Raw genomic sequence first — 21,611 nt, 5'->3', positions numbered from 1 at the left:
GGTTTTTTCATCCGTGTGTTATTCCCAGTTTAAGGCTGTAGTGCACTAATTTGGCTTTTATACTGTTGTAATTAGTACTTTTGAACACATCTTCTCTAAGGGGATAGTGGGTGACATCTGTTTTTAAAAGTTTGAAATGGGTGTTGTAAGCTTTTATGATGTCTTCTTCTGTTATTGTATTTCTTTTATTTGCTGCGGCTGAGAAGTAAATAAGTCCCTTGATCAGACTTGGCTCATCTTTAGTGTATATGTCGCATTTTTGAAATTTTTTATTTAAGGAGACTCTGATTAGAAATTCTAGATTGTAAATCAGTTGTTTTAGAACAGAATCTTTGCATTTTACCTTTCGCAAGGTTTTAAAATATTCTTTTGTAGGGGTGGGTATTTCTTCATCTGTTATTTGGTCGAATTCATCTAAAAAGAAAAATAAACGCTCATCTAATCCTCCGAAATAAATATTTAATAAATCTTGACAACTAAGCTCCCTGTTCACATTAACAAGATACAATTGTTCCAATTGTGAATATAAACTACTGAAGTTCCGATAATTAATTTGAGTTAGAGGCCATCCATATTTCCAATCCCTAAGCATATCCGGCCCACTATTATTCCATGGTACATTGTTGAATGCCATCCTCCTTAGTCTCACACCATGGGCGAACTTAAAAAAATCTTTATACTCCTCAGTTATATAAGGGAATACACTGAGGGAACCGTCTATCACTGGCCCTTTGATTAGATAATTGTCTTTCACAAGTTTTTCACAATAACCTAATTTTTGGGGAGTTTCTAGTTTCTTGGTGAGGTTTTCAAAGTCTATTATCTCACTATAAAGTTCTAAGAATTTGTTGATCAACGGTTCAATTTCTAGGGTTGAGAGGGATTTTGTTGACATAGTGCTATGTACTATTTTATTAGGAATAATTCCTTTAATCTTTCGGATATTGTTTCAAGGTCTCTTTTTAACAATTCTTCCATTTTTTTCACATCTCCGTGGGAATATTCCCAATATTTTTTCACAATGAAGAATGACATGATAGATAGCATTGCAATTGAATACAGGGTCATTAGAGGGCTGTACATCATCTTTGCAATAAAGCTAAATACAACTCCGAACATTCCAACAAATAGGAGAATGCCCGAAAGCAAACTAGGAGATACTATAAATTCAAACAGGGTAGCCGCAGCAATAATACTATCAACAAAATTAAACTCTATTTTTCCACTTTTGGTTGTTTTAGGTTTTCCGAAGAGTTCTCCGAATTTTCCTAGTATTCCTTCTTTTGATTTTGTTTCTTCTGTTAGGGATTGTTTGGATTCTCTTTCGGCCAATATTACGGCGGCTGCCGTTGTAGCTATCATAAATGCAGCTAGTAAGAGTTCACCAATTAAAATGGTGTCTATTTTCCATTCGGACATTTCTGGGGGTTTGGTTGTTGTGTTGGTGTTTGGGTCGGTGGTGGGTGTGTAGGTTAGTGTGTTTCGGATGTACATTTGGTCTCGGTAGAGTTGGTCGTTGCCTCCGATTGTTCCGGGTCCTGGATTGTTGGAGCCTTCGTTGTTTCCTGGTCCGGTGTTCGTTGTTAAATCCGGTGAATTTCCGGGGCTAGGAGTGTCAGAGTTTATCAGATCATTAAGCCAGGAGGGTATGGGGTTCGGATCCACTATTTCGTAACTGCATGTGTTCTTTCCGATGTTTCCCACGGTGTCGGTTCCTTCTATTCGTATGGTGTGGATGTCAAAGGTGCTATCTAGGGGTAGGGTATAATTGGTGGTCCAGGTTCCATTGTTGTGTGTGAGGTTGATTCTTTGTGTGCCTATAATGGCCACCACACTCTGTGTGTCGGGGGAGGTGGTTACGGTTATATTTATTGTTTCTCCGGGATTGACACTTTCTGGATTGATTTCCGGGTTGATAACGGGTGGGGTGTTGTCTACTGTGAAGGTGAGTGGTGTTTGGTTGGTGTTACCCACCAGGTCCTGGGCTATGAGTAGGATGGAGTAGATTCCGTCACCAATTTGTGGTGTGGTGTATTCCAGGTTCCAGGTGTTGTTAGGGTTTTTGGTGAGTTGGTAGGTGTCGTCCTGAATGTATGCTTTTACAGATTGGGTGTCAGGGTCTGATGTGGTGGTTATGGTGATCTTGTCACCTAATTTAACTAGGGTTTGGTTTAGGGTGGGGTTTAATGTGGGTGGTGTGTTATCTGCTGTGAAGTTGAGAGTGGTTTGTGCCTGGTTATCTGCTTTATTTTGGCGGTTATGAGAATGTTGTGTAATCCATCAGTTGCAGTTGGTACTGCGTATCTGAGCATCATGTTATTGATTCTAGTTTTTCAAATGATTACTAATTGTCCAAATCATTTTTATAAATTAAATAACCTCCACATTCGCAAGTGTCTGAAAAATCGTCAGGGGACTCGCCTGGTTGTAATTGATAATATCCGCCGCATTTGTCGCAGACAATGTAACCATTTTGGGAATTTTGAGATGTAACTTCCAATCCAAGTTCTTTTAATATCTCGGGTTTTGCCTGGTATTGAGTCACGTCAGTTTTTAGAAGTTTGTAGTATGTTTTATATGCGGTGATGTAATCTTCTATTGTTATTTGGTTTCGATTGTGTTTCACGGCACTGCAACCTGCGAGATATGCTAAAAATTCTTCTTCTATTCTTGCAAATGATCCATATCCTCCATAAGTTAAAGATAGGCTCATTCTAATGATTTGTCTGGCTTTATACTGAAAATTAATAACTTCTTGATCGGGACGGTTTATTTTACCTAATTTTTGAAAGAAATCTATTGTAGGTTCTTTTTTATGATTAATCATATCAAATTTGTCTAGGTTAAAAGTTATTAATTTGTCTAAACCACTAAAATAAATATTTAATAAATCATTAAACTCTAATTTTCTATCAAGGGCCCTAGAATAAAGTCTTTCCAAAAAAAGATAAATTCTGGAAAAGTGAGCGTATTCGATATAAGCTGATCTATACCCTTCAAAAATTCCATAAATAAGTCTATTCATTGGCCCTTCTGAAGTCCAATATATTAACTCTTTTTTTGCAAGATTTCTAAGGCGCATATTGTCAATATATTTCCTAATTTTGTTTGCATTTCCTCCAGTAATAATTTCTTTATCAAAGCTAAAAAGATCATCCGCGTCAAAATAAGGAGGATATGCCCTTTTAGTAACATTAATTAAGAAGCTATCATAACCCAATTCATCAGGATTATCTAGAGTAAAAATCACAAAATCCAAAATGGATCCATATTCTTTCCTAAACTCATTAATCAATGATTCTAAGTTTTTATCTGTTGATTGAAAAAGTTTCTTAAGTGAACCCACTTGCATGCCCCCTACTTTCCAAATAATCGCTTAATAGAATCTTTTACAAATTGCTCAATCCAATCTATGGCATCAAATAATGGACTATTTAATTTATTATCTGCTATGTTCTTGAGAATAACAGCTAAACTTAACATCAGGATAACTGCTGAAAATATAGCATAGATATTTGTTTGTGCGGACTTAGTTAAAATGTCTATAAATTGCATGAAAGCGAGGGTCTGATAGACAATCATCATCCAACTGAAAAGATCTGGACTAACCAAAAAGCAGACCACATCTAATGCAAATAAAGCCACGTCTTGAGGTCTAAATACAAAGTTCGTGCCTGCGCCCTTATCTACAATATACTTTGCTATTTTACTTTTCATATTAGTGTCGGATAAGTAGGCAAATGCCAATCCACCTGAAACAAGACATGCTGCCAGTAATAGCTGCTCAATAACACTCGTGTCTATTTCCCATCCTGGCATTTCTGGTGGTGTTGTGGTGGTGTTGGTGTTTGGGTCGGTGGTGGGTGTGTAGGTTAAGGTTTTTCGGATGTACATTTGGTCTCGGTATAGTTGGTTGTTGCCTCCGATTGTTCCGGATCCTGGCTTATTAGGGCCTCCATTATTTCCAGGTCCTGTGTTGGTTATTAAACCTGGTTTATTTCCAGGGTTAGGTGTGTCTGGATTTATTAGATCTTCAAGCCAGGAAGGTATGGGGTTAGGATCCAGTATTTCGTAACTGGCGGTGTTCTTTCCAATGTTTCCCACGGTGTCTGTTCCTTCTATTCGTATGGTGTGGATGTCAAATGTGCTATCTAGTGGTATGGTGTAATTGGTGGTCCAAATTCCATTGGTGAAGGTGAGGTTGATTCTTTGTGTACCTATAATAGCCACCACACTCTGCGTGTCTGCGGAGGCATTCGCGGTTATGTTTATTGTTTCTCCAGGTTTACCTGCTTCTGGAATGATTTCAGGGTTGATAACAGGGGGTGTGTTGTCTACTGTGAAGGTGAGTGGTGTGTGGTTGGTGTTGCCCACCAGGTCCTGGGCTATGAGTAGGATGGAGTAGACTCCGTCACCAATTTGTGGTGTGGTGTATTCCATGTTCCAGGTGTTGTTAGGGTTTTTGGTGAGTTGGTAGGTGTCGTCCTGAATGTATGCTTTTACAGATTGTGTGTCGTTGTCTGCTGTGGTGGTGGTTATGGTGATCTTGTCACCGGATTTAAGCAGTGTCTGGTTTATGGTGGGGTTTAGTGTGGGTGGGGTGTTATCCACTGTGAAGCTGAGAGTGTTTGGTGCCTGGTTACCAGCTTTATCAGTGGCAGTGAAGTGGATGTTGTGTAATCCGTCTGTTGCTTTGGGTACTGCGTATCTGAGATCCAGGTATTGGAGGATTGTTTTTTGAGTTTCAGGGGTTTCCCTCTGAATAATACCTGGATTATGATGTACATGGGTTGGATATCGTTTGAAAGTATTTAAAACGGTTTTTAAGTGTAATAGGGTTGCTTCTGTTTAGTCAGCATCAAGTTATTTTTTGTAAATGAGTTTACCTCCGCATTCACACTTATCCGAAAAGTCGTAAGGTGATTCGCCAGGCTGTAACTTATAATAGCCTTTGCAATTGTCGCAGATCAAGTAACCGTCTTGGGAATTTTGAGATGTAACTTCCAATCCAAGTTCTTTTAATATCTCAGGTTTTGCCTTGTACAGAGTCACATCAGTTTTAAGGAGTTTATAATATGTTTTATATGCAATAAGATAATCATCTATCATGATTTGGTTTCGGTTATGTTTTACAGCATTACAACCAGCAAGATATGATAGAAATTCTTCTTCTATTTTTGCAAATGATCCATAATTTCCATATGTTAGAGATAACGTTGTTCTGACTATTATTCGAGATCTGTATTCAAATTCTGCAACATTTTTGTCGGGATGTTTAACTTTGTTTAATTTTTGAAAGAATTGAGCTATATGTTGAAGTGTCTCATTGTTTATTTTAAATTTAAATAAAGCAAATGTCAAGTTTTCGTCTAAACCGCTGAAGTAAACATCCAAAAGATCTTCAAAAGATAATTTATGTCCTAATCTTAGGAAATAAAGCCGTTCAAGAAGAAAATAGAGTTTTTGAAAGTTGGTGTATTCTATAAAAGGATTTTTGAATCTTTCAGATATACCAGTCAGGAGCCAATCTGGAAATGCTTTAGATTTCCATGTTATTAAATTTTTATGAGCTATATTCCTGAGTTTAATATTAGTTTTGTATTTTTTTATGGTTTTGGCACCAGTACTTGATATTACATTATTGTCATATCCAAAACTCCTAATATCGTAACCTAAAATATCATTGGAATCAAAATATGGGGGTAGATAATCTTTAACAATGTTTATTAATTCGATACTGTAACCTAAACTCTCTGGTTCGTTTAATTCTGTGAATATGCTATCTAGAATATCTCCATAATCTTTTCGGAATTCATTGATCAACTTGTTTAGTTTTTCTTCTTCTGATTGAATATTACGCTTGAATTGAACCATTTTTTTTTATCCTTCTACGATATTATTTGCCTCTTAATCTTTTTATGAGGTCCCATACTAAATCTTCCAGCCATTTTCCCACTGGGCCTTTGGAGTTATGTTCTGATATGTTTTTTATAATAATGGCTAATGTTACTAATAAAATGATAACTGAAAGAATATCGTAAAATCTAGTTTGAGCTGATTGAGTAACGAGAGATATTAGACTCATAAAGGCTAAACTTCCCCAAACTAGGCTTACATAACTCATTAATCCGGGGTCAACGAAAAAAAGAGCAATTTCAAGAATAAATAGGCCGAGGGTCTTTGCATTAAATGGTTTAACCTGTCCAAACCAATCAATGATTTTCTGAGTTGGTTGGGAAAACTTTTTACCTTCAGCAAAAAATGCTAATGCTAATCCACCTGCGATTTGTATTGGAACCAACAAATCTGTGATGAGGTTAGTGTCTATGTTCCATTCGGACATTTTGGGTGGGGTTGTTGTTGTGTTGGTGTTTGGGTCGGTGGGGGGTGTGTAGGTTAATGTGTCTCGGATGTACATTTGGTCTCTGTAAAGTTGGTCGTTGCCTCCGATTGTTCCGGATCCTGGCTTATTGGAGCCTCCATTATTTCCGGGTTCGGGATTGTTTGTATAAATTGGCATATCAGTGGGTGTGGGTTTGTCGGGGTTTATTAGTTCTTCAAGCCAGGGAGGTATGGGGTTAGGATCCATTACTTCGTAACTGGCGGTGTTCTTCCCAATGTTTCCCACGGTGTCTGTTCCTTCTATTCGTATGGTGTGGATGTCAAAGGTGCTATCTAGTGGTATGGTGTAGTTGGTGGTCCAGATTCCGGTTCCGTTGGTGAAGGTGAGGTTGATTCTTTGTGTGCCTATGATGGCCACCACACTCTGCGTGTCAGGGGAGGCATGGACGGTTATGTTTATTGTTTCTCCAGGTTTTCCTGCTTCTGGGTTGATTTCTGGTATAATGATTGGGGTGTTTTCCATTTGGATGTGAGATTATTGGTGTTTATTCGAGCTATTTGATGAATTTGGGTGAATTTACGGAGTTAGTCCGTGCGTGAGTCTCAGTGAATAGTACATAAGTTTGGCTCTGAAGCTGTTATAATCTGCGGAGTTTACAATATCCTTTCTAGCTTTATATTTGGTTATATCTGTATTTAAAAGCTTGAAATAAGCGTTAAAAGCCCTTACAACATCATCCCTAATAATAATTTTTCTTCCATCAGAAACTGCTGAACAATATGTTAATGTTTTCAATATGTCGCCTTCCCATCCGCCCAGTCTTCCTGAAAGGTAGTATCTGATTGAATAACTAACTAAATACCCTAAATCTCGGTGCATGGATTTTACCGTTGAATCCTGATATTTCACGTGCTTCAGAGTTTTGAAATATTCCTTAGAAGGTTCAGGAATGTCCTCATCACTAACAATATCAAATTCATCCAAAAAGAAAACTAACCGCTCATCCAATCCGCTGAAATAAATATCCAAAAGATCATCAGCGCCGAGTTTATGATTTGATTGCACAAAATAAAGCCTTTCTAGTAACAAATATATTGATTCAAACTCATCGTGTGTTATTTTGGTGAAGGGCCATCCTTGTGGTAGATTTTCAAGGATTGCGATAATCATCCCCCAACCTGCAATTTTTGTGGGTAATATTTGTGCTGCGATTGTTCTGAGCCTAACTCCATAAATGTATTTTAAAAAATTTGTGTAGTTATCAGAAAAAACTTCACGCCGTATATTACGATGGGCAGTGGCCATACATACTGGGCTGAAAATGTGATTATCGACTAATTCTTCGGTATAACCCAACTTCTGTGGATTATCTAAATTAGAGAGAATGTTCTCTAAACCATCTTCACTATAATTATTTACAAATTCCCAGAAACGGCTTTCTAACTTCTCATAGGGGGATTTCTTAGAAAACATATTATCTTTTATCTATTTTAATCCAACCATCTCTTTCAAACGATCAATGATGGGCTTGAATTTGTCAATGATTATTTCATTAAATTTACCTAATTTATCTGTTGCCATTTGTACTATATCAAGTCCGAAATATTTCTTGACAAGTTTAATTATAGCCACTGCTAGAAGGAAGTAGCCAAAAATTTGCATGGTCCCACTAAACATCATTTTATAAATAAAATCGAACCAAATTCCTGCAATTGTCAAGAAAATCATAATGGCATCGAGTAATGTTGGGTCTATCACGAAAATTCCAATAGAAACTCCGAATAGAATGAAGTCTCGGAGTCCTGGATCCTTTACTCCCAAATTTTCTACTGCCCATTTTCCGAATCTGTTTTCCATGTCTTTAGTTTCGCCATGTAAGAATCTGGCTGCTACTGCGGATGTGGCTAGCATTGCTGATGCTATTAATATTTCAGGTATCAGGCTGGTGTCTATGTTCCATCCTGGCATTTCTTGTTTGGGTGGACTGGTGCCATTGGGGCTGTCTTTGGGTGGGGTTAGCGTGTTCCGGATGTACATTTGGTCTCTGTAGAGTTGGTCGTTGCCTCCTATTGTTCCGGATCCTGGGCCGTTAGATCCTCCTGTGTTTCCGGGTCCGGGATTGTTTGTATAAATTGGTATATTGGTGGGTGTGTCGGGGTTTATCAGGTCTTCAAACCAGGGAGGTATAGTGTTAGGGTCCAGTACTTCGTAACTGGCGATGTTCTTCCCTACATTCCCCACGGTGTCTGTTCCTTCTATTCGCATGGTGTGGATGTCAAAGGTGCTATCTAGTGGTATGGTGTAAGTGGTGGTCCAAGTTCCATTAGAATAATTTAAAGTGGTTCTTTGTGTGCCTATGATGGCCACTACATTTTGTGTGTCTGATGATGCGGTTACGGTTATCGTGATGTTTTCTCCAGGTTTAGCTGCTTCTGGGCTGATTTCAGGGTTTATAACTGGTGGGGTATTGTCCACAGTGAAACTGAGTGGGGTGTGGTTGGTGTTACCCACCATGTCCCGGGCTATGAGTATGATGGAGTAGACTCCATCACCAATTTGTGGTGTGGTGTATTCCATGCTCCAGGTGTTGTCTTGGTTTTTGGTGAGTTGGTAGGTGTTGTCTTGGATGTATGCCTTTACCGATTGGGTGTCGTTGTCTGCTGTGGTGGTTATGGTGATCTTATCACCTGATTTAACCAGCGTCTGGTTTATGGTGGGGTTTAGTGTGGGAGGGGTGTTGTCTACTGTGAAGTTAAGTGTGGTTTGTGCCTGGTTGCCTGCTTTGTCTGTGGCGGTGATTTGGATGTTGTGTGATCCGTCGGTTGCGTTTGGTACTGCGTATCTGAGCATCCACGAATTGGTGGATTGTTTTTTCAGTTTCAATGTTTCCCCAAATATAACTGCAGTTACTTTCTCTGCATCAGAACTGGTGGTGGCAGTTATGGTAAGCACGTTACCTGTACGTACCAGTTCAGGGGTTAATAGGGCATCTAATTGTGGTGGTGTGTTATCAATGGTTAGGGAAAGTGTGGTGTTTTTCTGTGTGCCGTTGTTATCAGTGGCGGTGAGCAGTACTGGATAACTTCCGTCAGGGGCATCTGGAATGGCATAGATAAGTTTCCAGGTTTCATCTGCTTGTTTAGTGAGTTGATAGGTCACACCCATAATCACCACATCCCGGCTGGTGGTTTCAGGTCCAGTAAATGCCTCAATGGTTATATTTTCTCCGGACTGGGTAATGTCTGGGGTGACTTTACCCGTTAAGGTGGATGCGCTGGGAGATGTGGTAGGGGGTGTTATCAATAGTTAAGAAGAGGTAATTAGTAGTCGCGTTACCCAGATCATCCTGTCCCGTGATTATAATGGTGTATAAACTATCTGGTGTGGATTCTGGTATAGTGCATTCAGTTCTAGATATCATCTCTTTGCCGTAATTGTTAACAAACTCCTAGAAAAGCCTTTCTAATTTCTAATAGGAGGAATTTTTTGCAAACATTATATCATGTTATGGATTTTTTCCATGCAATAATCTTAGATTGTAGTATGACATTTTAGCTTTAAAACTATCATAATTCGTAGCGTTTAAAACATCCTCTCGGGCTTTGTATTTGGTGATATCAGTGTTCAAAAGTTTGAAATAAGTTTTATAGCCTCTTATAATATCCTCTCTGATAATGATCTTTCTTCCATCTGACACTGCGGAACAATAGATTAAAGTTTTTAAGACATTTCTTTCCCATCCTCCTAATTTACCAACGTAATATTTAATTGCAGTTCCGATCAAATAACCCAGATCTCTTTTCATTTGTTTAATGGTTTCATCTTGATATTTCACATATTTGAGAACCTGAAAATAATCTTTAGAGGGTTCTGGAAGGTTTGCATTGTCAACTATGTCAAATTCGTCCATAAAGAACACAATTCGTTCGTCTAAACCACTAAAATAGATATTCAGAAGGTCTTCTACTCCTAATTTATGTTCAATTTGGACAAAATAAAGACGCTCTAATAATAAATATAATGATAAGAATTCATCGTATGTGAATTTAGTGAATGGCCAACCACGTGGCAAATTCATAATGGCAATAATAATCTGACCTCTGCCTGCCACTTCTTCAGGTAAAGTGTTCACAGCCATTGTTCTAAGTCTTACTCCATAGACATATTTTAAAAAATCCGTATATCCTCTAGCGAAAGTTTTCTTCATATTATTGTGAAATTCTGGGGCCCTACAAACTGGAGTAGAAATATGGTTATCGACTAATTTTTCACTATAACCCAACTTTTTGGGGTTGTCTAAATTAGAAAGGATTTTCTCAAATCCTTCTTCACCATACCTATTTACAAACTCCCAGAAAAGCCTTTCCAACTTTTCAAAGTCGGATTCTTTATTCGAAAACATTATACCATCTTATTCTATTTTAATCCAAACATTTCTTTTAGATGATCAAATATTGGGCCAAATTCGTTTGTAAATATTTCCTTTAATTTACTTAACTTATCACTCGCCATTTGTACAACATCAAGCCCCCAATATTTTTTGACTAACTTAATGATAGCAACTGCCATTAAAAAATAGCCAAAAATATCCATTGCTCCGCTATACATTATTGCTGCAATGAAATTGAAGAAAAACCCAAACATCCCAACAAAAAGCAAAATTCCATCCACAAGCCCGGGGTCCAACGCAAAAATGCCAATAGAAATTACATATAAAACCATTGATTCTGTACTTGGCACTTTATTCCCTAGATGTTTCACAGCCCATTTTTCAAAGCTGTTTTTAAGCTCTTGTACTTCTCCATTTAAGAATCTTGCAGCGATTGCGGAAGTGGCCAGCATTCTGCTGCTATTAATATTTCAGGGATTATGTTGTTGTCTATTTTCCATTCAGACATTTTGGGTGGGTGTGTAGTGGTGTTGGTATTTGGGTCGGTGGTGGGTGTGTAGGTTAGTGTGTTTCGGATGTACATTTGGTCTCGGTAGAGTTGGTCGTTGCCTCCGATTGTCCCAGATCCTGGCTTATGGGAGCCTCCATTATTTCCAGATCCAGTTTGGGTTATTAAACCTAGTATATTTCCAGGGTTAGATGTATCTGGGTTTATCATATCTTCAAACCAGGAAGGTATGGGGTTAGGGTCCAACACTTCGTAACTGGCTATGCTCTTACCGACATTTCCCACGGCGTCGGTTCCTTCTATTCGTATGGTGTGGATGTCAAAAGTGGTATCAAGTGGTATGGTGTAGTTGGTGGTCCAAATTCTGTCTGTGGGGGTGAGGTTGATTCTTTGTGTGCCTACAATAGCCACCACACTCTGCGTGTCAGGGGGGGGGGGCGTGGACGATTATGTTAATTGTTTCTCCAGGTTTTCCTGCTTCTGGATTGATTTTAGGGTTTATTATTCAATTTTCCAGACTTTTATGGTATTCTAATCTGCCACCGCACTCACACACATCCGAGAAATCATCTATTGATTCGCCTGGTTGTAGTTGGTAGTATCCACCACATTTGTCACAGACAAGATAACTTCCTAATTCAGAAGGTTCTTGATATTTATCAATGCTCTGTAAAAGCTCAGGAATAGCTTTGTATTTAGTAACATCTGTTTTAATAAGTTTAAAAAGAGTTTTGTAAGCTATCACCACGTCTTGATCTTCAATTTGCAGCCTACCTTCATTTACTGCATTACAGCCGGCTAATGTTTGGATGAAAAGATCTTCTGTTATTCTGTAAGTTGTGATCCAACCTGATTGTTCAGACAGGCGAGGATAATTAGTCACGAGTCTTTTGATTTCAAACATAAAATCGTTAAGTTTGTTGTAGAGTTTTTTTGTTCTTTTATTCTTCCATTTAAGCTTTTTAAGGTTTTTAAAGTATTTTTTATTTGGTTGGGGCAGTTTTTCCAGTTCTACTTCATCAAAATGGTTTAGGGCAAAGATTATTCTTTCGTCGAGTTTGCTGAAATATAGGTTTACAAGAACTTCACGGGTTGAGGTTTTATGAGTGTTAAGATAGTGGGTGTACTCCATGAAACTGTAGATGGTTACGAATTGCTTAGCAGTCACTAATGAAGGTGTAAAAATCGTGTTAAACAGCCCACCAAAGTGTAAATTTTCTCGAGCAAGTTTTAAAATCTGCACATGATTTAATTCATTTATCGAAAAAGGTTCTTTCCCTTTTACATAAGCTTCACTTCTAAAAGCTTCCATTAATTTTTTATAATATCTGGATTCTACCAATCTATGTATTTCAGACAGTACTTCATTTAATCCTTCAGTTTCATAGTTTTCTAAGAACGCCAAGAGTTTCTCAATCTCTTCACGTCCCATCTGCCGGTCTTTTTCAATGGCTTTGTTTTCAAGTTTTTCAGAAATGCTCATGGAGTATCTCTAATATTTTCGTTAATTTCCATTTTTGTTTTAATAGTACTTTAAATGTTTTTTTATCTTTTTTTTGGTTGACATTCATGTATTATTTAGATCCAATGTAATGGGTCGGCGATGAGGAATTTTGTAAGATCTTCAACATCCGGAATTACTTTTGCAAATAAAGCGATAGCTGCATCAATAATAGCGTTTAGTGTCCCGAATGGATCTAGACAGAACTGCACGATGGAGAATGCGTTTAAGAAAATATTGATTTCTTTAGCGGCGCTAGGGAAGCATTTGACCAAGAATTTTTCTAAGATTTTAATACCTGCGTTTGGACCTAAACCATCCATCACTGCTGTCAATCGATTAAGCCATTTATTAAATGCAGGGTTTTTTAGGGCTTGATGTGATCTTTGTATCAATTGAGTTACTTGATTGATTTGTTTCCCAAATCCTAAGCTTCTTAATATGTCATCAAAAGCAGAAAAGACTCTCGTAAATCCGTTTTGTACTTCTCGGAGGTATTCGTTTGGTATTAATGCTGTGGCGCCAAATAGAATTGTTTCAGCGCCAAATTTAATTAAGAAAGATTCCCATTCGTTTAACTCTTCTTTTGTTGGTTCAGGTGGTTCAGGAGGTTGTAAAGTCCAGTCAGGTATAAATGATCGGTTCATTTCGTCTTGGAAGCTGCCTTGTTGCACTGCTTGTCTGACTCTGGCTATGTCACGTTGTAACTGTGTGCTTAGGTTTAAGGGGCTGGGTGTTGGTCCTGGTTCAGGATTAGGTCCAGGGCTAGGTCCCGGGCCGGACCCAGGATTAGATCCAGGTCCGGGGTTAGGGTTAGGATCCTGCACTTCATAACTGGCAGTGTTTTTACCAACATTTCCTGCCATGTCGGTTCCTTCTATTCGTATGGTGTGGATGTCAAAGGTGGCGTCTAGTGGTATGGTGTAATTTGTGGTCCAAATTCCATTGTTGTGTGTGAGGTTGATTCTTTGTGTACCGATTATGGCCACCACACTCTGCGTGTCTGGGGAGGCGTGGACGTTTATGTTTATTGTTTCTCCGGGTTTAGCCGCTTCTGGGTTGATTTCCGGGTTGATGATTGGTGGTGTGTAGTCTACTGTGAAGGTGAGTGGTGTGTGGTTGGTGTTACCCACCAGGTCCCGGGCAATGAGTATGATGGAGTAGACCCCATCACCCACCAAGGGTGTGGTGTATTCCAGGCTCCAGGTGTTGTCTTGTTTTTTGGTGAGTTGGTAGGTGTTATTTTGGATGTATGCTTTCACAGATTGGGTTTCCGGGTCTGATGTGGTGGTGGTTATGGTGATCTTATCACCTGATTTAACCAGTGTCTGGTTTAATGTGGGGTTTAGTATGGGTGGGGTGTTATCCACTGTGAAGCTGAGAGTGTTTGGTGCCTGGTTACCTGCTTTGTCAGTGGCGGTGATATGGATGTTGTGTAATCCATCGGTTGCAGTTGGTACTGCGTATCTGAGCATCCAGGTATTGGGGGATTGTTTTTTGAGTTTCAGGGTTTCCCCTAATATGGTTACTGTTACCTTCTCTGCATCAGAACTGGTGGTGGCGATTATGGTGATTATATTACCAGTACGCACCAGTTCGGGGGTTAAGGTGGCGTCTATTTGTGGTGGGGTGTTATCAATGGTTAGGGAAAGTGTGGTGTTTTTCTGTGTGCCATTGTTATCAGTGGCGGTGAGCAGTACTGGATAACTTCCGTCAGGGGCATCTGGAATGGCATAGATAAGTTTCCAGGTTTCATCTGCTTGTTTAGTGAGTTGATGGGTCACATCCATTATCACCGTATCCAGGGTGATGGTTTCAGGCCCAGTAAAGGCGTCAATGGTTATATTTTGTCCGGATCTGGTGATGTCTGGGGTGACTTTACCCGTTAAGGTGGATGTACTGGGAGGAATGGTGGGGGTGTTATCAAGGGTTAAGGGAAGGTAATTGGTGGCAGTGTTACCAAGATTATCCTTTCCTGTGATTATGAGGGTGTATAAACCATCTGGTGTGGATTCTGGTATAATATATTCCAGGTTCCACGTTCCATCAATTTGTTTAGCCAGATTCAGAGTTTCCCCTCTAAATAGTGCCTGGATCATAGATGTATCCTGGTCTGATTCTACTTTTATGGTGATCTTGTCTCCGGATCTGACCTGGTTGGTGTTGAGGGTGGCTTCCATTAGAGGTGGAGTGTTATCAAGTGTGTAGTTGAGTTGGAACTGTCTTTGACCTCCAGAGGTGTTCCAGGCAGTGATTAAAACCGGATAATTACCATCAGCCACCTGTGGAGTTACATATTTATATTGCCAGATGTTGTCAGATTCTTTCCCCATGTCGTAAGTCTCATCTTGGAGGTAAACTTTTACTTTGGTGGTGGATGGGGTGGGATTGGCTTCAATTGTGATCACATCGCCGGATTTAACTCTTTCCGGGTTTAAATCTGCAGTGTCTGGTGGTGTGTCTGCAAATGCTGCACCGGATGCTGCCAGGGCCAAAAATAGGGTGGCAATAAGGAATAACTTTTTATTCTTCGCATACTTGTTGTTACGGAGGGAAACTCCCACAAAAACCACAAAGATCAGAAAAGTGGTGAAATTAAAGGCTAGCCCTGTTTTTTGCATAGGCACGGTCTTAGGATCTCCCTCCCGTCCCCTAACACCGGAGGAAGTGGCTGCATTAACTGGGTGTAGGATAGGGCTTGATGGTACTAAATAAGCCAGGAGTGATGATGAATCTCGATTGTTAAGGAGGTTTGGATCGTATTCCATGCCATAAGCCACAGCCGCAGGCTGCAGAACATTTAAACTATGAGAACGTGCCTTTAAAATCAGGGTGACTATTCCTCCCCGGGGTATGTCTCCCAGGATCCACACATTCCCATTTCCATCGTAGATGTGGTTTCCAATTATCTCCATGCCTGGTGGGAGTTCATATTCCACCCGGGCCTGGCTGCTGTCACCTGGACCCTGGTTTTCCACCCTGATTTTAACCTGGAAATCCTCCTCCACATAGGGATGGGGCTTGTTGATGGTGAGGGTGATCTTAAGATCCGCAATTTTCTCCAGACCAATAGGAGTGCCGGTGAGTTTCTGCGGGTCCCTGCCTGGTATTAGTAGGGAGGTGGTTAGATTCAGGGTACCATTAAGGGATGATGGTATTTCTCCCTGGAAAATGATTTGTACAGATTCATTGACATCCATCTTGCCTAGTTCCACCATCCCCCTCCAGGGATTCCAGGTTACTCCATCATCCATGGAAAACTGGGGGTTAATTAGGGGGAACGTTCCAGTGAGAATTACCATCTCAGGGGTAGAAGGCCCGGGATTTCTAACATTTACTTTAAAGGTTAAATTATGCCCTGCCTGGACACTGGGGGGTGTTTCCATATTCACCTGGAGTTGTGTGGAGTTAGTTAATAAAAGAACACTGGTGTAATCTGAGTTACTTCCATTTACCCGGGCTATGATGTTCAAGGCCCCTTCCAGGGAGGAGGGTATGGTTCCTCTCACCTGAATGCTTCGACTTTCTCCTGCAGGAATGGTTCCCAAACCTAATAAACCTACCATGGGGAGCCAGTTGCCATTGATTAACTGTTCCAGTGATTCCAGGATGGATTTCAGTGAAACTGTAACATTCGGTGCGTCTGATGGTCCATCATTAGACACAGTTATGGTGGTGGTGATTGTATCTCCAGCCACAGTTTCCGGGATTTCAGTCATGCTAACTGAGAGGTTTGAAACACTTATAATGGTGGTGGATTGGTTGCAGATGTTATTAGTATGGTTGGTATCGGCGGTGCTACTTTCCACCTGAACTGTGCAGTTTAAAATGTCAGTGGCAGAGGAGGGTATCAATCCCCGGAACAATACTGATTTTAAACTATGGGGGTGTATTGTTCCCAGACTCAAAGGGCCAGTCCATGAATTCCAGTTACTACCCTCATCTACTGAATATTCCAGGTTTTGTAATGGAAAGTTGCCAGTGAGATTAACGTTACGGGCGGTGGAATGGCCACTATTCTGAATGTTTACTTGATAGGTGAGTTGTTCCCCGGGATTGGCAGGGTCTGGGTAATCAGTAACACCTACAGAAAGGTCACACTCTGTGTCCACAACTGTGAAGTGGTGGTAAATGTTATTGGTGAGGTTGATGTCTTGGGTGTCTGAGGAGATTCTTCCAGTGAATTGTAATGTGCCACTGGCCCAGGAAGGCACTAAACCCCTTAGTAAGAAGCTTTTAAAATCATTTTTATCCAGGTTTTCCAGTTGTAACGTTCCAGTCCAGGTTTTCCAGAATGTTCCGTTGTCTATGGAGTATTCTGGATTTTTTAATGGTACATCACCAATGAATATAGTGTTGGTGGATTGGTATGGGCCCTGGTTTTCTATGGTGACCTGGTAAGTTTTTTGTTCTCCAGCAATAACTTCAGAAGCTCCATCAACTTGTACAGATAGGTCAGCCACCAGTGCTTTGACTGCAAGATCGTAAAGGATGGGTGAGATACTTCCCTGAAATCTTTGCAGGGTAGTTTCAACCACTAAATATCTGCCGGGTGGCGTGTTTTGCAGTGGTGAGTTATTGTTAACAGTTTCCCATGGTGACCAGTTCATCCCATCATTGGAACTTTTTACCCTTACTGTGATTTTGGTGCTGTTAGGTTCGTAGCTATTCCAGATTAAAGGCCCCCATGGTGTGTATGGGGTTTGAGAGTCATGGATCACTGTCCAGCTACCTTTCTGGGTGGTGATGCTCTGGGAAACGGTTCCGGTCATGTCACTATAACCATAATGGCGGGTTCCAGGAAGTGCTTTAGTGAGATCTGGCAGATTAATAGCCGGATCAATGCGGTAGATATTTTCACTACCATTGTCAACAGCCCATATCTTCCCGGAATTATCAACTGACACTCCAGTGATAATATGTCCTTTATTAGCAGGCCCTAATTGTATAGTTGCTTTAAGTTCTCCGTTATTAGAATAACGGCTAACATAACCGGTAGCCCAAATGTCCCATCCAAAGTAAGGATCATAAGAGGCAATCCACACATCACCATCATCAGTGATCACCAATCCCCTGGAATTGGTTCGGCAGGCTTTGGTCCATTCAATGGTTTTAGTTAAGGTGTTGATCCTTGAAAAAGCTCGGCTAGTCCATCCAGAAACGAAAAGATGATTATTCCTGTCAATTCCCAGACCATAGGCAATATGGGGAACGTTCACACGTCCGAAGCTGTCATTGGACGGGTCGATCCATACCACATTGTTCCCTGAACTCCCTGAAGACCATAGTATTCCGTTTTGATCTATTATTGCCCCGTAGGGTGTGTGTCCAGTAGATGAAATATCCAAGGTTTTTATAATTATCCCAGTGGTGCCATTGACATAGTAGTATTTGCCAGTTCCATAGCATCCAAACCAGACATTGTTTTGGGAGTCTACTGCCACACCTCGAGGTCCTGGATTGTTGTTATCGTTGGCGTAGGGTCCGGTGTAATCTCCAGGGGTGTAGGTGCCCTCGTGGCCAGGGATGAGTACCACCTCCCATAACAGGCATTCGTCCTGCCCCCATAAGAGGAGCTCACTACCGGTTATTACTCCGTCCCCGTTGAGATCCCGGGATGTTTCGATTATTCCATTATGGTTGCGGTCGATGTATCCTCCATTTTCCAGGAGGCCAATTTTAACTGCAGTGCCGGTTTGTCGGTTTCCCAGCCAGCAGCTACCGTCCAGATCCACGGTAGTTCGGGAGGGGTTACCATTGTTCTGGGGGCCGGTGCGGTACCGGGCCACTTCCTGTCCAGTTACAGTATCTACTTTGGATACTGTGCCTTCGTTGCTATTGGGGACCCATATGAATGAGAAAGATGATTGGGATTTGTTGGTGAGTTGTAACTGGTCATGGTTTGGGTTGAGTTCTAGGTTAACCAGGGTTCCTTTTTCAAAATCAGAATCATAAGTGTAATTTTGCTCTAAACTTGATGCATGGGTTGTAGGGAGTGTAAAAAGTGTAAATAGGAAGATGATGCCAAAAATTAGATAGAATTGTTCTGTTTTCACTACTCCGCCCCCATTTTATTATTATTTCTCAGTTTCCAGTAAGACTCCTTATAAAATACTATTTGAATAACATAAAGTATGAAGTGATATCAGTTATAAGTATTTTATAAATGTTATGATCTTAATGGGAAAAAAGTGAGGGTAATTTAATAAGCGATCTTTTAATCTTTAAGATCTCTATGAAAATAAAAATAAAAAAAAATGTTAAATCAAGAGAAATTTGCCATAACTCCAGTTATAACTACCACCTCTTCAAAAAAACAGTTCTCCCGGGCAGTGACCGATGCATCCATGCCCATATCCTCTAATTTTTCAATAGTTTCATTGATGTCTGAAAGTGATGACTGTACTAGTTGAACCCTTCCACCTGGATTAAGATGGCCCTTCACATCACTTAAAAATCGGTCTATTACCTTACGACCATCCTCACCACCATCCCAGGCCGCATCCAGTTCATCATCAAATCGTTCTTCCTCTGAAGTGGGGAGGTATGGTGTGTTGAAAAGGATCAGATCGAATTTTTCATCCGGCACTGGTTCAAACAAGTCACCCTTTCTTAATTCCACATTGTAAGCCTTATTGGCGATGATATTTTTAGCAGTACAATCTATTGCCTGGGGGTTAATATCAGTGGCAATCACTGTACTACACTTTCTGGAGACAATAATGGCAATGATCCCGGTCCCAGTCCCAATCTCCAGGACGCGGTCCCTTCTTCCCACCTGAAGATTTTCAGCAAATAAAAAAGTATCTTCTGCAGGTTCGTAAACTTCAGGATAGTTTTCGTAGTGAATTCCCTTGTAATCTAACATAACAGGTTCCTTTTTTCAGTTGATACAGTTCAAAGTATATAACAGATAAATAATGAAAGTGGTTATTTATTTTTGCATTCCCACCTTTTTTTGGGGCTTATTCATTAATTAACTAATCTCAATCTTCAACAGATTCCAAACCTTCCAGAGCTGATGGAAGGCAATCAAGCACATTTGACAAACCTGAAAGATGTAGGTTAAGCACCACCGCCCCTAAAATCTCATCTCGAGATGCTCCCTGTTTTTTAGCCATAAACGAGTGCATTTTCACTCCCATGGGGTTGCGATTAGCGGTTTGGATGGCAATATTCACCAGCTGTTTGGTTTTAGGATCCATTCCCTTAAGGGAACGCTGTGCATCCACCAGGTCATTGAAACGTCCGGCTAATTCTGGAAATTCATCCTGAAATATTTGGAAAGGGTTTTTCCCAATTTTTTCCATCTCATCAGTTTTTTTCATTATTTATCTCCCTACTTAGATTATTATTTAATCCTAACTTAGGTTACTAATTAATCCTAACTTGGATTATTCATTAAATCTTTTAGTTCGTTGGAAATAATTAAAATTTCTTCCCCCTCCAGCTTAAAAACCCTTTTCTCAGTGAGTTTGTTGTCTATTTTTGAGATAATATCTCTGATCTCGCGCTTTTCCAGGTTCGAACTGGATATTTCATGGAAAGATTGCAGTAATGCCTTACCTGATTTCTTTTTTTTATGCTGGAATAATGCACGGCAGGTTTTAATGAAGAATTCCTCAACTTGGGGATTCTTTCGGGGTGTTAACTTGATTACTGCGGAGGAAATTCTGGGTGGGGGTAAGAAAGCATTGGGGGGGACCTTGAAAAGAAGTTCGGTGTGGGTACACAGGTGCATCATCACCGACAGACGGGAATAATTGGATGTCCCTGGTTGGGCTACCATTCTCTGGGCAAATTCCAGTTGATACATTAAAATAGCATAATCAAAGTCATATTTAAGGAGTTTGAAGGTTATGGGTGAGGATATCTGGTAAGGTAGGTTGGATACTACTTTGTTAAAATAGGGAAACTCCATCTTGGTGGCATCACCCTCCACGACCTCTACATTGTATATTTCCAGTTCCTGGAGTCTTTCTTGGAGAAGGTGAATAATCCGTTTATCCTGCTCAAAGGCAACCACTTTAGCAGCTTTTCTAGCAAGGGGGATGGTTAAAGTGCCGATACCAGCTCCGATCTCCAGTACCACGTCTGAATCACTGATGTTGGCATTTTCAACAATCCTGGATAAAATATGGTTATTGATAAGGTAATTTTGGCCTTTCCTCCGATTTAACCTTATCTGGTGCTTTTTTAACAGTTGGGAGGTTTCTTGGGCCAACATTTCCTTGATCGTTATCCTTTGGTTTAAAAAGAATATTAGTTTTGGAATTTCCGTTTAGGGGGTCTGGTAAAGAGGATGTATTTCTTTTTACCCTTCCTATCTTCTGCTGCTTCCAGTTCCAGGTGAATTCGTTTGGCAATGAGTTTCACAGGGTCAGATAGCATGGGAACTCGTTCTTTAACATCGGCAAAATTTTGGAAAGGTGCTTCCTTCCGAGCCTCAATGATATCCCACATATGCTTTTTACCAACACCTGGTAAAAGTTCAATCTGGTGCAGTCTAGTTGAAATGGGGCCGGCTTCATTGAAGAATTCTATAAACTTATCTTCTTTTGCCTTTATAATTTCCTCAATAACGTAATTAAGCTCTATTTTAGCTGTTGATGTCATTTTATTGAAGGGTAGTCTGCGGTTGACCCTGGCAATTTTGTCTCTTTTGCCTGCCCCGATGTAAACCTTTTCATGGATGTCCAGGTTTTCACTTTCTTTGGGTGTTAGCTCCAGCAGGGTGAATTCTTCTGTACCAATTGCCTGAGCCACAGGTTTACGTTTATAGGAATTTGATCCTGCTTTAACATAACCAAGAGGCAGATAGTCCAAAATAATAGCATAATCCTCCATTTAACCACCCTGATGATATAAT

Annotated in this window: 20 protein-coding genes; all 20 read right to left on the bottom strand. The window is 40.2% G+C overall.

What is annotated here, in order from left to right; translation table 11 throughout:
* Nucleotides 1-7 precede the first annotated feature (7 nt).
* Nucleotides 8-895: a hypothetical protein gene (locus BK009_RS09010; RefSeq protein ID WP_100909420.1), complete on the bottom strand. Its 888-nt coding sequence runs from the start codon at nt 893-895 to the stop codon at nt 8-10.
* Nucleotides 896-906: 11 nt separating this feature from the next.
* Complete coding sequence (locus BK009_RS09005; RefSeq protein ID WP_257790630.1) at nt 907-2,136, bottom strand: Ig-like domain-containing protein; 1,230 nt, start codon at nt 2,134-2,136, stop codon at nt 907-909.
* A 47-nt stretch (nt 2,137-2,183) separates the two neighbouring features.
* Nucleotides 2,184-2,315: a hypothetical protein gene (locus tag BK009_RS12810; RefSeq protein ID WP_257790620.1), complete on the bottom strand. Its 132-nt coding sequence runs from the start codon at nt 2,313-2,315 to the stop codon at nt 2,184-2,186.
* 29 nt (nt 2,316-2,344) lie between these two features.
* Nucleotides 2,345-3,346, bottom strand: coding sequence for a hypothetical protein (locus BK009_RS09000; RefSeq protein WP_157809721.1), 1,002 nt, complete (start codon nt 3,344-3,346; stop codon nt 2,345-2,347).
* Nucleotides 3,347-3,357: 11 nt separating this feature from the next.
* Nucleotides 3,358-4,611 (bottom strand): Ig-like domain-containing protein, encoded by a 1,254-nt coding sequence (locus tag BK009_RS08995; RefSeq protein ID WP_100909417.1) that lies wholly within the window; start codon nt 4,609-4,611, stop codon nt 3,358-3,360.
* Complete coding sequence (locus BK009_RS12435; RefSeq protein WP_157809720.1) at nt 4,587-4,787, bottom strand: hypothetical protein; 201 nt, start codon at nt 4,785-4,787, stop codon at nt 4,587-4,589. Before BK009_RS12435 ends, BK009_RS08995 begins: the two co-directional genes overlap by 25 nt.
* A gap of 76 nt (nt 4,788-4,863) precedes the next feature.
* Nucleotides 4,864-5,874, bottom strand: a complete 1,011-nt coding sequence (locus tag BK009_RS08990) for a hypothetical protein (protein WP_100909416.1) — start codon at nt 5,872-5,874, stop codon at nt 4,864-4,866.
* Nucleotides 5,875-5,896: 22 nt separating this feature from the next.
* Complete coding sequence (locus BK009_RS08985) at nt 5,897-6,865, bottom strand: hypothetical protein (protein WP_100909415.1); 969 nt, start codon at nt 6,863-6,865, stop codon at nt 5,897-5,899.
* Between the two features lie 54 nt (nt 6,866-6,919).
* Nucleotides 6,920-7,816, bottom strand: coding sequence for a hypothetical protein (locus BK009_RS08980; RefSeq protein ID WP_100905351.1), 897 nt, complete (start codon nt 7,814-7,816; stop codon nt 6,920-6,922).
* A gap of 12 nt (nt 7,817-7,828) precedes the next feature.
* Complete coding sequence (locus BK009_RS08975; protein ID WP_100909414.1) at nt 7,829-9,646, bottom strand: Ig-like domain-containing protein; 1,818 nt, start codon at nt 9,644-9,646, stop codon at nt 7,829-7,831.
* Nucleotides 9,597-9,764, bottom strand: coding sequence for a hypothetical protein (locus BK009_RS12430; RefSeq protein WP_157809446.1), 168 nt, complete (start codon nt 9,762-9,764; stop codon nt 9,597-9,599). Before BK009_RS12430 ends, BK009_RS08975 begins: the two co-directional genes overlap by 50 nt.
* Nucleotides 9,765-9,848: 84 nt before the next feature.
* Nucleotides 9,849-10,745, bottom strand: a complete 897-nt coding sequence (locus BK009_RS08970; RefSeq protein ID WP_100905353.1) for a hypothetical protein — start codon at nt 10,743-10,745, stop codon at nt 9,849-9,851.
* 14 nt (nt 10,746-10,759) lie between these two features.
* Nucleotides 10,760-11,185: a hypothetical protein gene (locus BK009_RS08965; protein WP_100905354.1), complete on the bottom strand. Its 426-nt coding sequence runs from the start codon at nt 11,183-11,185 to the stop codon at nt 10,760-10,762.
* Nucleotides 11,149-11,652: a hypothetical protein gene (locus BK009_RS08960; RefSeq protein WP_100905355.1), complete on the bottom strand. Its 504-nt coding sequence runs from the start codon at nt 11,650-11,652 to the stop codon at nt 11,149-11,151. Before BK009_RS08960 ends, BK009_RS08965 begins: the two co-directional genes overlap by 37 nt.
* Nucleotides 11,653-11,746: 94 nt before the next feature.
* Nucleotides 11,747-12,724: a hypothetical protein gene (locus tag BK009_RS08955; protein WP_100905356.1), complete on the bottom strand. Its 978-nt coding sequence runs from the start codon at nt 12,722-12,724 to the stop codon at nt 11,747-11,749.
* 95 nt (nt 12,725-12,819) lie between these two features.
* Nucleotides 12,820-18,798 carry an Ig-like domain-containing protein gene (locus tag BK009_RS08950; RefSeq protein ID WP_100909413.1) on the bottom strand — a complete coding sequence of 1,993 codons (5,979 nt, stop codon included), beginning with the start codon at nt 18,796-18,798 and terminating at the stop codon, nt 12,820-12,822.
* A 209-nt stretch (nt 18,799-19,007) separates the two neighbouring features.
* Nucleotides 19,008-19,610, bottom strand: a complete 603-nt coding sequence (locus BK009_RS08945) for a HemK2/MTQ2 family protein methyltransferase (RefSeq protein WP_100907162.1) — start codon at nt 19,608-19,610, stop codon at nt 19,008-19,010.
* A gap of 118 nt (nt 19,611-19,728) precedes the next feature.
* Nucleotides 19,729-20,070, bottom strand: coding sequence for a carboxymuconolactone decarboxylase family protein (locus tag BK009_RS08940; protein ID WP_232728081.1), 342 nt, complete (start codon nt 20,068-20,070; stop codon nt 19,729-19,731).
* A 56-nt stretch (nt 20,071-20,126) separates the two neighbouring features.
* The gene (gene rsmA, locus BK009_RS08935; RefSeq protein WP_100907161.1) at nt 20,127-20,969 is read right to left on the bottom strand and encodes a 16S rRNA (adenine(1518)-N(6)/adenine(1519)-N(6))-dimethyltransferase RsmA; all 843 of its coding nucleotides are present in this window, start codon (nt 20,967-20,969) and stop codon (nt 20,127-20,129) included.
* A gap of 35 nt (nt 20,970-21,004) precedes the next feature.
* A complete protein-coding gene (locus tag BK009_RS08930; protein WP_100905362.1) occupies nt 21,005-21,589 on the bottom strand; it encodes a DUF655 domain-containing protein in 585 nt (194 codons plus the stop codon).
* Between the last annotated feature and the right edge of the window lie 22 nt (nt 21,590-21,611).

This window comes from Methanobacterium subterraneum (assembly GCF_002813695.1).
Classification (GTDB): Archaea; Methanobacteriota; Methanobacteria; order Methanobacteriales; family Methanobacteriaceae; genus Methanobacterium; species Methanobacterium subterraneum.
The sequence above is the reverse complement of the archived record's forward strand: the minus strand, read 5'-3'. Positions and strand labels throughout refer to the sequence as shown.